Annotated in this window: 12 protein-coding genes; 5 read left to right on the top strand and 7 right to left on the bottom strand. The window is 63.8% G+C overall.

The features are described from left to right. Window positions 1-29: 29 nt before the first annotated feature. From LZC95_34270 to LZC95_34245, 6 genes are read right to left on the bottom strand one after another with little or no spacing between them, the layout of a single operon-like run. A complete protein-coding gene (locus LZC95_34270; GenBank protein WXA91511.1) occupies window positions 30-1619 on the bottom strand; it encodes a hypothetical protein in 1590 nt (529 codons plus the stop codon). 12 nt (window positions 1620-1631) lie between these two features. Further along, entirely contained in the window at window positions 1632-2897 is a 1266-nt protein-coding gene (locus tag LZC95_34265) for a cytochrome P450 (GenBank protein WXA91510.1), read from the bottom strand. Then, window positions 2866-3909, bottom strand: a complete 1044-nt coding sequence (locus tag LZC95_34260) for a hypothetical protein (protein ID WXA91509.1) — start codon at window positions 3907-3909, stop codon at window positions 2866-2868. Before LZC95_34260 ends, LZC95_34265 begins: the two co-directional genes overlap by 32 nt. Continuing rightward, on the bottom strand, window positions 3906-4772 hold the full coding sequence (locus tag LZC95_34255) for an SDR family oxidoreductase (protein ID WXA91508.1): 867 nt from the start codon (window positions 4770-4772) through the stop codon (window positions 3906-3908). The genes LZC95_34260 and LZC95_34255 overlap by 4 nt, the downstream gene beginning before the upstream one ends. Window positions 4773-4780: 8 nt before the next feature. Continuing rightward, entirely contained in the window at window positions 4781-6256 is a 1476-nt protein-coding gene (locus LZC95_34250) for a coniferyl aldehyde dehydrogenase (protein WXA91507.1), read from the bottom strand. 32 nt (window positions 6257-6288) lie between these two features. Continuing rightward, on the bottom strand, window positions 6289-7125 hold the full coding sequence (locus LZC95_34245; GenBank protein WXA91506.1) for a polyprenyl synthetase family protein: 837 nt from the start codon (window positions 7123-7125) through the stop codon (window positions 6289-6291). A 1130-nt stretch (window positions 7126-8255) separates the two neighbouring features. Here LZC95_34245 and LZC95_34240 point away from each other — a divergent pair. The 5 genes from LZC95_34240 to LZC95_34220 are packed head-to-tail and all read left to right on the top strand — an operon-like array spanning window position 8256 to window position 13526. Continuing rightward, complete coding sequence (locus tag LZC95_34240; protein ID WXA91505.1) at window positions 8256-9236, top strand: sigma-54 dependent transcriptional regulator; 981 nt, start codon at window positions 8256-8258, stop codon at window positions 9234-9236. Continuing rightward, entirely contained in the window at window positions 9233-10435 is a 1203-nt protein-coding gene (locus LZC95_34235) for an HlyD family secretion protein (protein ID WXA91504.1), read from the top strand. The genes LZC95_34240 and LZC95_34235 overlap by 4 nt, the downstream gene beginning before the upstream one ends. A gap of 23 nt (window positions 10436-10458) precedes the next feature. Beyond that, window positions 10459-11550, top strand: coding sequence for a type 2 isopentenyl-diphosphate Delta-isomerase (gene fni, locus LZC95_34230; protein WXA91503.1), 1092 nt, complete (start codon window positions 10459-10461; stop codon window positions 11548-11550). After that, window positions 11547-12620, top strand: a complete 1074-nt coding sequence (locus LZC95_34225) for a polyprenyl synthetase family protein (protein ID WXA91502.1) — start codon at window positions 11547-11549, stop codon at window positions 12618-12620. The genes fni and LZC95_34225 overlap by 4 nt, the downstream gene beginning before the upstream one ends. 3 nt (window positions 12621-12623) lie before the next feature. Beyond that, complete coding sequence (locus LZC95_34220) at window positions 12624-13526, top strand: hypothetical protein (GenBank protein WXA91501.1); 903 nt, start codon at window positions 12624-12626, stop codon at window positions 13524-13526. Window positions 13527-13741: 215 nt separating this feature from the next. Here the strand turns inward: LZC95_34220 and LZC95_34215 are convergent, their stop codons facing one another. Next, on the bottom strand, window positions 13742-15136 hold the full coding sequence (locus LZC95_34215; protein ID WXA91500.1) for a hypothetical protein: 1395 nt from the start codon (window positions 15134-15136) through the stop codon (window positions 13742-13744). Window positions 15137-15199 lie beyond the last annotated feature (63 nt).

The raw sequence follows: 15199 nt of genomic DNA, 5'->3' as shown, positions 1-15199 counted from the left end.
TTTGTTTCGCTTTCCGATGCTCGTTTGCATCACAAGAGACCTACTGGCGGCGGCGGCGGCAGGTGCGCCTCTCCGAACGACTCGATGTACCGTGTGAGGGCGCCCAAGAGCGCTGCGCGCACGAACGGAATGGGCGCATACAGCACTTTCGATTTCCACAAGGCCGGTTCGCGGAAGTGACCCGTTCCACTCGTTTCGCGTGACGCGAGGAACCTCGCCGCGCGATGGAGCGCTGTTTCGGGAATCTCCGGTGCCCAGCTATTTCGCGCCACGGTGAGCGCCAGGAGCTCCATCGCGGTTTCTTCGCGGGTCGGCTCGCCGAGAAAGCCCCATCCGCCGGAGTCATGTTGCGACTCGAGCACCCAGCGGACGGTCGCGCGCATCGGTTCGTTCGCCAGAGGGCCAATGGCAATGAGCGCATTGCTGGTCGAATAGTGCGGCGACACGTTCCAGCGGTCGTTCCACCACGCGCCTTCTTGCCGCACGGAGAGCAGATGGGCGACAATCTTGTCCCGAATCCGCTGCCGGTGCGGCTCGGGAAAGGAGGCACTCGCCTCGAGAACGTGGAGATTCGTCGAGACCGAGTGGCCGCCGTAACTATAATCGAGGAATCGATCGTCCCGCTCGAAGGCGAGCAGCGGTGTGAAATCGAGCGGCGTGTCCGACTGCGAGGTGAGGAAGATGGACATGGCCGAGTCGTCGGCGTCGGGCGGAATTCCTTCGTCGCTCCCGATTCCGTTCGGGCCCCACGCTGCCCGAAGGAAATCGAGATGGTGCCGGACGTGCGTCCGATGCTGCGGCCAGCACCCGCCGTGAAACAGGTAATAGGCAATCCAGCCGCGCATCATGTACTGGTACGGGGCGAAGTTCGGCGGCAGCCCGCCACACATGGTGAGTGCGGCGTCGAGGTACGCGCGCGTTGCCGGGAATCGCGCCGACCAATTGGGCACGCGGGTCATGAGTGCCGCGGTCGCGGACGGCGACGTCCACACCGAACCATCGCGCCGCAGAATGCGATGCGCGGCGCTTTCGAGGTCGGGCAGGTCGCCGACGAAGGCCTCCAAGGAGAAGAGCGCCGTATTCTCCGGACGAAGGCAATCCCTCGTCGGCGCGAGCAGGCGTTCCGTGGAAAGCTGCGCGCGCTTCTTTTTTGCCGCTCGATCGATGAAGTCCCACGAGAGGTGATCGACGGCGAGCCCGAGCCGCCGCGCCTCCGCGACGTGCGCGGGCAGCAGCAGCTCGAAGCCCACGGTCAAGTCGTCGTCGGCGCGCAGCTCACCCGCGCGCCGCCGGAGAAAGCCTTCCCCGCGCTCCTGGGCCTCACGCGGCGCATCGGCGCGGGAAGCCAGGAAATTGACCACGCTCAGGGTGGTGAGCACGCGGTCAGGCAGAAAGAAGGCGTCGCTCCCCCAGCTACCATCGGCATGTTGTTGCGTAAGCAACCATGGAAGCATCTGCGGGTACGAGGGCGCGCCGCCCCCATCGGTAAGGCGCCCGAGCCACGCCGCGTCGTAAGGGGAGGGCACCATGAAGGGAAGCTCGAGGAGCAGGAGGCGCCGAATCTCGGTATCGAGATAAGGGCGCCAGGAACGCGTAGGGGCGTGGTCGTTCGTCGTCATGGAGTCGCTCGTTCAGAACGTCACGTTGAATTTGTTCAATCCGCGCATCGGAAAGCGGAAAAACCAGTCCACGTCCCCATCGATCTGGAGATCCGGCAGCCGTTCGAGAACGACGGAATATGTCTCCTCCAGCTCGATGCGAGCGAGGGGCGCACCCACGCAATAGTGAACCGATTGCCCAAATGCCAAATTGAGCTTCTTGGCCCGCGTGATATCGAATTTCTCCGGGTCGGGAAAGGCTTTCGGATCGCGATTGGCGGCCGCCGGCACCGCGAAAATGATCTGCCCTTTTTTGATGCTCTTGCCTTGCAGCTCCATATCCTCCATCGCGCGCCGTGGATGCAGGACGACGGGGCTCAAAAAGCGCATGAGCTCTTCGACCGCCGCCGGCATCAGCGACGGATCCTCACGGAGCATTTTCAGCTGCTCGGGGTGCTTGAGCAGGATATAGAGGCCCGCACCGATGGCATCGGCGGTGGTCTGGTGGCCTCCGGTCAGAATGGCCCGCGAATTGGCGATGAGATCTTCGTCATCGAGGTTCGGGTCCGCATCCACCGCGGCGATGAGCTCGTGGAGAAATCCTTCGCCCGGCGCCGCGCGAAAGCGTTTGATGAGCCCTCCCATGTAATCGTAATACTCGAGCCCTTTGCGCAGGAGCGGCATGAACCGCTCGTCCTCGATGCTCACCATTTGAATCAATTCGACGGCGGCATCGCCCCATTTGCGGAAGCGATCGTGATCGCCGTCGGGCGCACCGAGCAGCCGTGCGATGATCATGGCCGGAATGGGGCGAGACAAATCCGCCACCACGTCCATCTTCCCCGTCGGCTGGACCCTGTCCATGATGGCATGGGTGAGCTCGCGCGTGACCTGCCTCATCTTCTGCAGGACGCTCGGTTTGAACCCGGCATTGATCAATTTTCGCAACCGGGTGTGCTCCGGCGGATTCATGAAGAGAATGTTCTTGGAGAGCAGATGGTAGAAGCGCTCGGCCTCGGCTCCGCCCTGCTTGCGGGCCTCCTCCAGCGACTTGGTGGGCATCGAACCGACGCGCGGATCCTTCAGAATGGCCAATGCCGCTTCGTACGTCGTCGCCATCCACGCATTCATGTCCGGATCCCAGTGCAGCGGATCGGTCTCGCGCAGAGTGCGGAAAAAGCCCGACGGATCGGCGTGGAGCTCGCGCTTCATGATGAGATTCTTGATGCTCAAATCGGCTTCACTCACCTGATGCATCGGGCAGCCACTAGGCGTGACGGAGACGTTGGACATACTCATGGATTCGCTCCTTGTTGGTTCGAATGAAGTGCCAGAGCGCCCGCGCGCGATCGATGCTCGGGATCGGCACGGACGTACGTGGATGATGATCGTGGTCCGGGTGCCAGATGCCCGGTCCGACCAAGTGCCCCGTACCCACGAGGCATCTTTGGTGCGTATCGTAATAGCGCTTCAGCGCGCGAACGTCCGCAGGACCATAGATAGCGTCGTCCTCGCGACCCGCCCAGCGGGAAAATAGATGATCATGGAGAATTCGTCGCAATGATTCTTCGTGCACGTCGAGTGCAAGGTGGGAAAGGGCATACAAATCGGTTTTGCCCGCATCGAGGAGGGGAGGAAGGACGAGCCCGACCCGCAGCCAGCCCGAGGTGACGAAGATATCGATATTCCCCGGTCCATCGGGATAACACGCGGCGCGCACTTCTTCTTCCGTCGGAGTGCGTCCGAGCGACTGCTGGAGAGTCGCCGCGCGGACGAGCATTTCCTCGTTGAACGAGCCGGCGCAATAACCGAAATAGAGCGCCCTCGATCCGGTTGGCGTCGATTGCACGAGGGCCTGCTGCACCCGTTCGAGCGTGGAACGTGCCGAGGCCGCATGGGGCGATGTTCGATAATCGCCGAACAGGCGTACTTTGGTATTCCAGCGCGCATAGAGGCTCTTGAAGGGCTCTTCGAGGAGCATCGCTTCGGTGAGCGCCATGGCCTTTTTGACGTAGGATGCTCCCCGTTGGAAATTCGGTGGATAGAGGAGCGTCGTCATGACCGAGCCGACGCCTAGCTCGAAGAGCAGGTCGTAGACGCGGACGTAGGCCTCCGACGTGCGGCGCGCATAATCGTCGAAGTCGGCAATCTTTCCATCGAGCGCCGGCGACGAAAGCAAATAGTGCCGTCGCGTACCGTCGATCCAATACATCATCGACAAGCGCCGCGGTGCGATCACGGCGGCGATCTCCGAGCGCGGCATGGCCAGCCATTCGTCGAGCGACGGCGCGGATTCGGGGGCCGCGCTCATCGTCGCACCTCACGATCGTTTCCCTCGTAACGCCATGCCGCGGCACCGTGATCGCGTTGGCTGCCGCCGCCCACGGCGAGGAGCCGCCGGAACAATCGCGGTGCCAAGTCGAAGAAGAGATAAACCCACGGCAGGTACGACGGCACGTCCATCACCAATTGGCGACGCTGGATCGCGTGGACCACGGCCTCGGCCACGTTGGGCGGGAGAAGAACCGGTATGAAATCCGATGCCCGCGGCATGCGCGACCAGGGAACGTGCTCGCCAAAGAAGGTCGTTCCCGCCACCGCGCCCGGCCGGATCAAGATCGCCGAAACGCCGGAGCCTTCGAGCTCGACCTGCAGCTCGCGTGTGTAGGCTTCGATGGCCGCCTTGGTCGCCGCGTAAGCCGTCGACGTTTGGCCGAGTTGAATGCGACCGGCCGACGAGCCGAGATTGACCACGTACCCACTGCCTCGTGCACGCATCGCCGGCAAAACCGACTTCACGGTGTAGACCATTCCATTGTAGGCGACGCGCATGCTCGCCTCGGCCTCGTCGATGGTCAGCTCGTCAATCGGCTTGCACCGAATGAATGCGGCATTGTTCACCAGCACGTCGATGCGCCCGTCGCGCGCGACGATGGTCTCGATGAGGCGTTCCACCTCGTTGCGCTGGCTTACGTCACATCGATGGATGGTGATCCGGCTTCCCCACGGGGCCTCGACGAGCGACGCCTGGGCCCGCGCAATGGCGGCTTCGGAAATATCGCAAACGTGCACGCGTGCACCGTGATCGGCGAACGCCTGCGCGATGGCCCAGCCGATACCCTGGGCGCCTCCGGTCACGAGTGATACGGCTCCTTCGAGCATGTCGTTCGGCATCGGTTTTCTCAACGCCCCAACATGAGGTTCAAGGCGCGGTCGACGGCGCCGGCAAAGGGTGGACGCAGGAAGCGGCCCGTATCGATGGGACCCTGACGGAAGATGGCGCGCTTCTTCGAGAAGGTCTCGAATCCTTCGAAGGCGTGGTACTCGCCCATGCCGCTCGGCCCGACGCCGCCGAAGGGCAAATCGTCCAATGCCGCGTGAAGGCACGTCTCGTTGATGGTCACACCGCCGGACATCGTCGAATTGATCACCTCGTCGATGTCGCGCCCGTCGTAACCGAAGTAATAGAGCGCGAGGGGGCGCGGGTTCGCGTTGACGAAGGCAATGGCCTCCGACAGAGACGCGTAGCTCATGATGGGCAAAATGGGTCCGAAGATTTCCTCCTTCATGACGAGCATCTCCGGTGTGGCGTTCGCGATCAGCGTGGGGAAGAATTTCCTCCCCACCCGATCGGGCGCTTCGGCCTGTGGATTGATTTCGATGACATCGGCACCGCGGGCGCGCGCGTCGGCGACGTAGGACTCGAGGCGACGGTAATGGTCGTCGTTGATGATCGAGGTGTAATCGTCGTTCCCGGTGAGCGACGGATACATCGCGGCCACCGCTTGGCAACACGCGGCGACGAACTCGCCCATCCTGCCGGCGGGGACCAGCGCATGATCCGGTGCGAGGCACGTCTGCCCCGCGTTGAAGAGCTTTCCCGTCATGATGCGGCCGGCGGCCTTTTCGGAGGGAAAATCCTTTCCGATGATGGCCGGCGACTTCCCCCCGAGCTCCAACGTCGCGGGGGTCAAATGCTCGGCCGCGTCCCGCAAAATGAGCCGGGCCACCCGCGTGGAACCCGTGAAAAAGAGATGGTCGAACGGCAGACGCGCAAACGCCGCACCGGTAGCCGGCCCTCCCGTGATGACGCTCGCCACCTCGGGCCCCAGGGCTTCCATGAGCAGCTCTTCGAGCAAGCGCGACGTCGTCGGGGTCAGCTCCGAAGGCTTCAACATGACCCGATTGCCCGCGGCGATGGCCGTCGCGAGCGGTGCCAAGGCGAGATGGACGGGATAGTTCCACGGGGAAATGATCCCGACCACGCCCAGCGGCTGGTAGGCGACGCACGCGCGCCCCATGGGAAAGAGCCAGCTGACGGGCCGGCGTCGCACCTTCATCCAGCCGTGCAAATGGCTTATCGTGTAGTCGATGGCTCGAAGTGTGAAAAACACCTCGGCCATCAAGCTTTCGTGCCGCGATCGATGACCGAAATCGCGTGAGACCGCTGCGGCAATCTCGTGTTTCCGAACGAGCAGGGCACTCTTCAATCGCTTCAAGCGATGAATGCGCGTTTCGTAACTCGGGATCCCCTCCGCCGCTTGGAGCCCCCGGAGGCGCGCGAGCGATGCTTCGAGGTCTTCCCCGAACGCGAGCTCGTTCGCCGCGGGGGTGCGCCGGATGTGGGTCGTCGTCACATTCATCATCGTCGTCGTCATGTCGCCTCGTGGATGCGTGTCGCTTGGACAGGTCAGGGAAGGCAGTGGGCAACCGGGGCGAGAATCCTTTCCGCCCAACCCGGCAGGGCACGGGTAAGTGGATGTCTCTCCACTGCCCGTTTCGCGTCGCCCAGCCAGCGCGCGGTTGCATCGACCGCGCCGACGGCGTGCAATACATCGACGGCCGCCGCGACCTTCTCGGGGGTGCGCTGCTCGCGGGGCAGATGCATCACCTCTTGGAGCGGCGCGAGTGCCGCAAGGCTCGCGTGTTCATAGGCCCAAAGCATGGGAAAGGAAGGTTTCCCTTCGATCAAATCGGCTCCTCGCAGGTCGCGCCCCTTGTTTCCCGTCAAGTCGAGAAGGTCGTCCTGAACCTGAAAGAGGAGTCCAATGTCGGCCCCGTACGTTGCTGCCGCCTCGATCAATTCCGCATCGTCTCCGTGCGCAGCAGCAACGCCCGCTCGCAGGCACGTCGAAAAGAACATTCCCGTCTTCCCCCGCGCCATATCCATCCAGGTGGAGCGAGATGGAGCGAGCGCTCCGGCCGCGAGTTGCACGTCCATCGTTTGCCCTTCGGTGAGGCGCACCAAATCCGTTGCCATGGCACCGAGAACGCTGGCCATGGATCGAGCTCGCCCCAGGCTGACGAGCGCCTCGAAGATCAATGTGGTGCCTGCCGTAATGGCGTGAGACGTTCCCCATTGCGACCATACGGCCGGACGCCCTCGTCGGACGTGATCTCCATCTTCGATATCGTCGAGCACGACCGACGCGTTGTGCAGCAACTCCAATGCGACGGCGAAATCGAAAGCAGCCTCCGCTTCACCTCCGAGGTTCACGCAAACCCACACCGGAAGGACGGCACGCATACGTTTACCGCCTGTCGTTAGTTGGTATTCCAAGATCTCGCGAATGAGGCCTCGCGAAACCAAGCCCGCGTGCACCCTCTTTTCGATCTCCTCTAGATAGAGTGCGCAGGCCTCTTCGTATCGCAGCGGGGGCTGCCGTACGATCCGCGCGAGCACTCGAGAAAGGTGCTCACCCTTCTCCGTCTGAAAAAGGACCGGAGCACGCGTTGATTTAGGAGTCGTCTCACCAACCATTCGTTCCGGTGCGAAGCTCGTTGTGACATCGTTCATGATTTGGCGTCTCCACCGCCCCGCCGAGATCCGCGGCGCGCGAACGGATATCGAGCAGGAGGCGTGCCATTGTTCTGTCGACACGTTCGATCGACGATTGCGGTGTCGCCCGCGTGCAGAATCCATTCAGGTGTGCACGGTGACTGCACATAGTGATTTGAAATGAAGAACGATGTGCATTGCGCGAAGACAGTGAGCTTAAAGCGATTTAAAGAAGGCGGTCGCGGCCGGCTTCGCGTCTTACCGGCAATCGCTCCACGTGCACGAGGTCGTAAAGTTTCCTTTGCACGTTGCCCATTCGCGGGCGGTGACCTATAGCTTCTCTTTCGGGCAAAAAGCGAAATTCGCTCTTCGTCGAAGGTATGGAGTCCGCGATTGAGAATTGCGGGGCTTCGCTCGCACGAACACTGGCTGGCGCGCTTTGGACCTATCGAGGAAAATATCGTGTCACGACCGCATCATGTGCTGCAGGCTGGAGATCTTGCGCCCGAACGACAGGAAGTGTCCGCTGGACGGAGCCGTCCGGGGCCGCGGACGTTCCCGTCCACGGGCCCGGAAGAGGGGCTCGTGTTCGGCCGATCGCCCTGGATTCATGCGATGGCATCGAGGTTGCCTAACAGTGGCACGAAGTATCCCCGGACCGCGCGTTTGCGAAGTCCGTCGCCCATGAAACAAATTGTGTTTGCGCGCTGTACGTCGTGGATTCGGAGGACTTCATGAGGGTACCGCTCGCTCTTTCCGCATTAGCGTTTTCTGCATCTTCCACATCGTCGGCGTCGCCCATGAAATCACGCGCTCCAGAAGGCGATGAAACGTATGGCGCCGGTCGATTCAGCCGCACAGTCGGAGCGAGCCCGGAAATGCGCCGGCTCTATCCGCTCCTGCAGCGTGTCGCCGCGTCGGATGTACCGGTCATCATCGAAGGGGAAACTGGGACGGGCAAAGAAGTACTCGCAGAGTCGATTCATGCCCAAAGCCGCCGATCCCGCGGCCCGTTCATCGTATTCGATTGTACGGCGGTCTCCCCGAACCTCGTGGAGTCCGCCCTGTTTGGCCACGAACGCGGAGCGTTCACGGGCGCGGTCAGTCCCCGTCAAGGAGTCTTCGAACAGGCGCATGGCGGTACATTGCTCATCGACGAGCTGGGAGATCTCGACAGCAGCTTGCAGCCCAAACTTCTCCGCGCGGTCGAGCGCTCCGAGATCCAGCGTGTGGGCGGAACGAGCTGGGCAAAGACCAATGTGCGCGTGATTTGTACCACGCGCCGAAATCTCCGGAGGGAGGTGCGCGCGGGCCGTTTTCGCGACGATCTCTATTACCGACTTGCCGTGACCTGTATCGAACTGCCGCCGCTGCGAAAGCGGACTGCGGATATTCCGTTGTTGGCGAGGCATTTCTGGCGCGAACTCGGCGGCGACGAAGCGGCCATTCCTACCGATTTCCTGGAGTCGCTCGAACGTTATGATTGGCCGGGGAACGTTCGGGAGCTTCACAATGCCGTGGTCCACCGTCTCGCGCTCGGCGAGCTCGCGGACGAGCGTTCATCGCGGCGGTACCTCGATGACGAACCGGTCGCCTCGAGCGAGATGCCCATCCCATCGGGCGAGTTTCCTGCGCATTCCATGACGGATCGTTCCGGCGATTTCGTCGATACCCTTCTTCGGGACGAGCCTCGGTTCACCGAAGCACGCGAGCGCGTGCTCCGGGAATTCGAACGACGTTACGTGAGATGGATTCTCCAACGTTACGACGGAAACGTCACACGAGCTGCCGAAGCTTCGGGCCTGGCCCGGCGCTCGCTCTACGCCCTCAAAACGCGTGCAGGCAAGGGATCCACATGACCACCACCGCAACCGCGCCGACGACCACGACGATAGCCAAGGCGAGACCGAAGCCGAGGGTGCTGCTGGGCGGTGTTCTTGCAGCCGGCGTGGCCGTCTACGGAGTGTATTCGTGGGGCACCTACGGTCACGAGGGCACCGACGATGCGCAAGTCGGGGCGGACGTCGTGGGCATCTCCACGCATATCGGGGGCACTGTGCGCAAAGTGCTCGTGAACGACAACCAGGCCGTAAAGAAAGGCGACCCATTGATCGAGATCGATCCGACGGATTGGGCCGCGCGCGTGAAGCAAGGCGAGGCGGACCTGGCGGCCTCACGCGCTCAGGCCGATGCGGCGGACGCCCAGGTGGCGATTGTCGAAGCGACGTCGCGTGGAGGCCTCACCGTCGCTCGGGCGAATCTCTCGGGCACCACGCGTTCGGCGGCGGGTGCAGAAGCCGGTCTCGAGTCGGCGAAGGCGGCCCTGGCGCGCGCGGAGGCGCACGCCGTGCGCGCGGACAATGACTTCGCGCGTGCGGAAGCGCTCTTCCGCGATGGTGCAATTGCCGCCGCCGAGGTGGACACTGCGCGCTCCAATGCGTTCGCGGCACGAGCCACAGTCGCCCAAGAGCGGGCCCAGCTCGCGGGCGCGATGGAAACGAAGCGCACGGCGCAGACGGACATCGACGAGGCGCGCGGCCGGGTCGAGCAGAGCGCGCCGGTGGAGGCCCAGCTTGCGGCGGCCCGCGCAAACGCGACCCTGGCGCACGCGCGCATCGATGCGGCGGAGGCGGCGCTCGTCTTGGCCAAGCTGCAGCTCTCGTACACGCGCATCGAGGCGCCGGTCGACGGCTCGCTCGCGCGGCTTGCCGTGCGCGAGGGGCAGCTCGTCGCGCCGGGGCAGGCCATCGTATCGGTGGTGCCGAATACGACGTACGTCCTCGCGAACTTCAAAGAGACGCAGGTTGGGCGGATGCATGTCGGGCAACGGGCGGAAATCAAGGTGGACGCCTTTCCAGGTCGCGTTTTCGAAGGGCACGTCGAGAGTTTGTCGCCGGGAACAGGAGCTCACTTTGCATTGCTTCCACCGGACAATGCGTCGGGGAACTTCGTCAAAATCGTGCAGCGCGTTCCGGTGAAGATCGCATGGTCCAACGTGCCGCCGGATATCGCCCTCAGGGTGGGCGTCTCGGCCGACGCAACTGTGTTTACCCGCTGAGGGAAACCGATTGGAGAATAGCGATGAGCAATGATATTGAGCAGCGCAAGGCCGAACATTTGGCGCTCTGCGCGACAGGCGATGTCGGTTTTCGAAATAGAACTCCCGGTTTCGACCAAGTGCGGCTCGTCCACAATGCACTGCCCGAGCTCGACGCGGATCGCATCGACACCTCGACGGTCCTTTTTGGCAAAAAGCTCCGCGCCCCTATCCTCATTGCAGCCATGACCGGTGGCGCCGAGGTCGCAGGACGGGTCAACCGCGCCCTGGCCAGCGTCGCCGAGGCACGCGGTTACGCCTTCGGGCTCGGAAGCCAGCGCGCCATGCACGTCCGGAGCGGCATACGCCACACCTACGACGTGCGCGACGTGGCACCGTCCACCGTCGTGATGGGCAACTTAGGCCTCGTGCAGGCGCGCCAGATGACCACGGCGCAGGTGCGCGCACTGATCGACGATGTCGGGGCCGATGCACTCTGCATTCATACGAATCCATCGCAGGAGCTGGTCCAGCCGGGCGGCGAGCGTGATTTCCGCGGTGGATTGGCGGCGATTGCGCGTCTGGTATCCGAGCTTGGCAAACCGGTGCTGGTGAAGGAAGTCGGCAGTGGGATATCGCCGGAAGTGGCTGCGCGGCTGCGCAGCGTCGGTGTGGCCTATCTCGATGTATCCGGGGCGGGCGGTACCTCCTGGGTCGGGGTCGAAACATTGCGCGCGGGCGAGCTGGGCGACGAAAAAGCGCGTTCGCTCGGCGAGGCGTTCTGGGATTGGGGAATTCCGACGGCGGCGTGCGTGGCACTCTCCGCGCCTCTTGGATTCGAAGCGATTCTCGCGACGGGCGGCGTTTCGACGGGACTCGACGTGGCCAAGGCGCTGGCCCTCGGGGCCACCGCGGCAGGCATCGCGCGCCCCGCACTGCGCGCGTTCCACACCGGAGGCCTCGATGCGCTGAATGCATTGTTCGATCGCATCGAGGGCGAGCTCCGCGCGGCGATGTTCCTCACGGGAAGTGGAAACGTGGGCGCGCTCCGCCGTGCGCCGCGAATCGTGAGCGGCGAGCTCGCATCATGGCTGCAACAGATTGGGGGACAGCCCGTGAATGGAGGAGAGACATGACCGTCGAAGCATGGAATGGTGAAGCGAGGCCGCAAGTGCATCCCCGCGACGTGTTTGCCGCACTGACGGAACGTGTGCGCGCCTCCGTCGACGTGCGTCTTGCACAGATGCTCGAAGAGCGAACCAAGGTGGCTGCGGCCTACGGCGAGGAAGCAGGTATCGCCCTGGAGGCCGCACGAACGCTCACCACGCGTGGTGGGAAGAGGACGCGCGCCGTGCTCGCCGCCGCAGCGTTCGAAGCATGCGGCGGTGGGGATTCGTCGGTCATCGCCATGGCCGGTGTGGCGCTGGAACTGTTGCAAACGCACTTCCTCATCCACGACGACTGGATGGACGACGACGATCTCCGGCGCGGAGGACCGAGTGTGCATGCCCAGCTTCGCGCGCGCTTCGGTTCGACCAAGACGGGCGACGCCATGGCCATTCTCTCCGGAGACTACATCGCGCCCCTCGCGTTGGAGGCGCTGTTGTCGGTCCCGCTCGCGCCGGCGACCGTGCTCGAAGCGGCACGCATTCTCGCGCACATGCAGCAGGATGCCGTCGTGGGCCAATGCCTCGACATGTGCCCGAGTGGCGGGCGCGTCGAGGTGGTGCACGATCTCAAGACGGGGAGCTACTCCGTGCGCGGGCCCCTCTTGTTGGGTGCCGCACTCGCGGGAGGCTCCGCGGACGCTCGTGCCGCGCTGGTGCGGTATGCCGCGCCACTCGGAATTGCATTCCAGTTGCGCGATGATTTGCTGGGCACCTTTGGCGATTCGCGGGTGACGGGTAAGCCGGTCATGAGCGACATTCGCGAGGGAAAGCGCACGGCGCTGGTGGACGAAGTCGTAAAGCATCCCGATGCGGAGCCACTTTTGGCAAAGGTTCTTGGCATTGCCGAGCCGGACCCCCGCGACCTCGGCGCGCTCGTCCAATTGATGATCACGTCCGGGGCACGCGATCGGGTCGAACGACGCCTGCGCGATCTCCTTACGAAGGCGCGGCGCGAGCTCGTCGATGCACCGTTCGCGCGGGCGGGTGCACTTGCACTCGACGGGGCCATCACCGCGCTGGGTGATCGGGAAAAGTAGCCGATGAACGTCGATGCGTTGCGGGTGGCGGCGCCGGGCAAGGTGCTTCTCAGTGGAGCGTACGCGGTGCTCGAAGGCGCGACGGCGGTGGTCATCGCCGTGGATCGCTATGCGCTCGCCGATCCATTGCGTCGCGGTCCCGCATCGCGCGAGGTGCGCGCCGCCCTCGGCGACGACGCAGCGCCCGCCGTCGACACGAGCGCCCTTTACGATGGTACTGCCAAGTTGGGCCTCGGTTCGAGCGCCGCCGTTCTCGTTGCATCGATTGGCGCCCGCCTGGCCGCGTCGGGCGCAGATCTCGCGAGGTCCGCAACGCGTGCGAGCATCGCGCAGACCGCACGCCGCGCACACGCCGAGGCGCAGAGCGGCGGCAGCGGAGTCGATGTCGCGGCGAGCGTGTGGGGCGGCATTCTGGCCTATTCGATGGCCCGCGGAGAAGGCGCCGTTCGCGCACTTGCGATCCCGCCGGGCCTTCACATCGACGCCGTGTGGAGCGGCACCTCCGCGCGCACGACCGAGCTTCGCGCGCGCGTTGCCACCCTCGATCGCGCGACGCACGCCGCGCGGATGCGCGAGCTCGGCGACGCGTCCGCCGCCGCCGTCGCCGCATTCGGAGGGCGCGATATCGCGGGCATTCTCCGCGCCGGGCAGGCGACGCGTATCGCATTGACCGCCCTGGGGCGCGATGCGCGCGCCGCCATCGTTCCCCCCGCGTTCGCAGAGCTCGCGGAGCTTGCGGAGGCGGAAGGCGCTGCCTTCTATCCATCGGGCGCAGGCGGCGGAGACGTGGGCATCTACCTTGGAACGCGCCCCCCCTCCACCGACCTACTCCGCCGCTATACCGCACTAGGCATGCGCCCCCTGTCCATTGCTATCGACACGAAGGGCATTCATCGCACGATGTGATTATTTGGGGCGGCCGGGAATCGTCTATTCTGACAAATGTATATGTTGATATGATACTGCAATATATCGGTGTGTTCGACTGAAAGGATTCATTCGATTGGCGGGCAATCGGATATTGAAAACAAAAGACTGCGCGGCGTCGAAACGATGGTCGTCCTGCCCAACGAGGTGAGCCGCCATCGTATCGCGCCGCGCGAGTGGTTGCCTGAATTGAGTCAGGGCTTCGACGTATCTTTCAACAGCTCCGCAGGTGGAGGGTCACCGGTCAACGTCTTCAGGAACGCGACCAGATCCTTCTCCTGCTGCGGTGTCCACGGCTCGTGGTTCAGGAGTGCCTTGTCCAGTTTGCCGATGCCCGACTTGCCGCCGCCTTCTGCGTACAGATGGACGACCTCCTCGAGTGTCGCCATGCTCCCGGTATGCATGTAGGGGGCCGTCTCGGCGATTTGCCGTAGCCCCGTGCTGCGGAATAGGCCGGGTTCGGACTTTCCGACGGCCGCATTGAAGTCGAGCTGCTTCGAAAGCTTCTCCGCGCCGAACGTGCGATTGTCGCTGTAGGCTCCGCTACCGAGGAAGGTCGCGGTGAGATTGCCCGTGATCGTCGACATGCGGCCGTTGTCGACCTCGGGCACGTGAGGCCCATTGCCCTGCGCCACGCCGATGTTGTGGTACTTGTTGTCCGTGAAGTTCGGCCCGGAATGGCAGTCTTTGCAATAGCCATCGCCGACGAAAACCTTGTAGCCCCGAATGGCCGAGTCGCTGATGGCCTTCGCGTCCCCCGCCACGAACCGGTCGAAGGGTGCGTTGCGGCTCACCAATAGCCGCTCGTACGCGGCGATGCACTTCGCGAAATTCACGAAAATGCGATTGATCTGATCCCGCTCGGCATCGGTGAGATCGGTTTCCCATGCTCCGTTTGCCGTGGACCCGGCTGCCTTGGGCATCGCGGAAAGCGGAAACGGTCTCGCGTTGGCGGGATCCAGTCGGGCGGGCAGGGGACCGTACTCGGCCCCGAAGATGGCTTCGTATTCGGCCTTGTACTTCTTGTAGATCATGGCCGCCACACGCATGCGGTCGGAGGCCATCTCATTGGGATTCTCTACCGGCCCGGTCGCCTGCATCCACAACGAATCGGCGCGCCCGTCGGTGAAGAACACCTCGTAGAACGCGGAATTGGTGACCGCCGGCGAGTGTCGCCCCGTCCAGTTCACGCCCAATGACATATTGTTGGGACTCGAGCGCGTGTCGCTCCCCCACGGGAGCACGTGGCAACTCGCACACGCGACACGCCCCGACTGACCCGGCGAGCCGAGATCCGACGGCGTGACGAGTGGCCCCGAGTAGCCTTTTTCGAAGTAGAACATCTGCCCCAGGCGTGCCGCATCCGGATTGTCGGCATACTTGTTGGTCGGATCCGGCGGTACGGCCGGAAGCGGTGACTGGGTCCTCGCCTGCGCCCATTCCTCGGCGGTGAGCGTAACCGTCGGTGTCGGTCGGTCATCCCCCGGATTGGCGGCGCCCGGCGGGGAGCCGGTCGCCGGATCGTCCCCGCCGCCACTGCTGCAGGCCGAGAAGAACGCGAGCCCGCCGGCCGATAGCAGGGCTGTCATTAGATACGCATGCTTGAACTTCCTCATTTCTCCCCCCCCAAGCCCGTCGTTCGATATGCGATG

The organism is Sorangiineae bacterium MSr12523, assembly GCA_037157775.1.
GTDB classification, from domain to species: domain Bacteria; phylum Myxococcota_A; class Polyangia; order Polyangiales; family Polyangiaceae; genus Pendulispora; species Pendulispora brunnea.
Note: the sequence above shows the minus strand (reverse complement) of the source record. Positions and strands in the feature narration are given on the sequence as shown.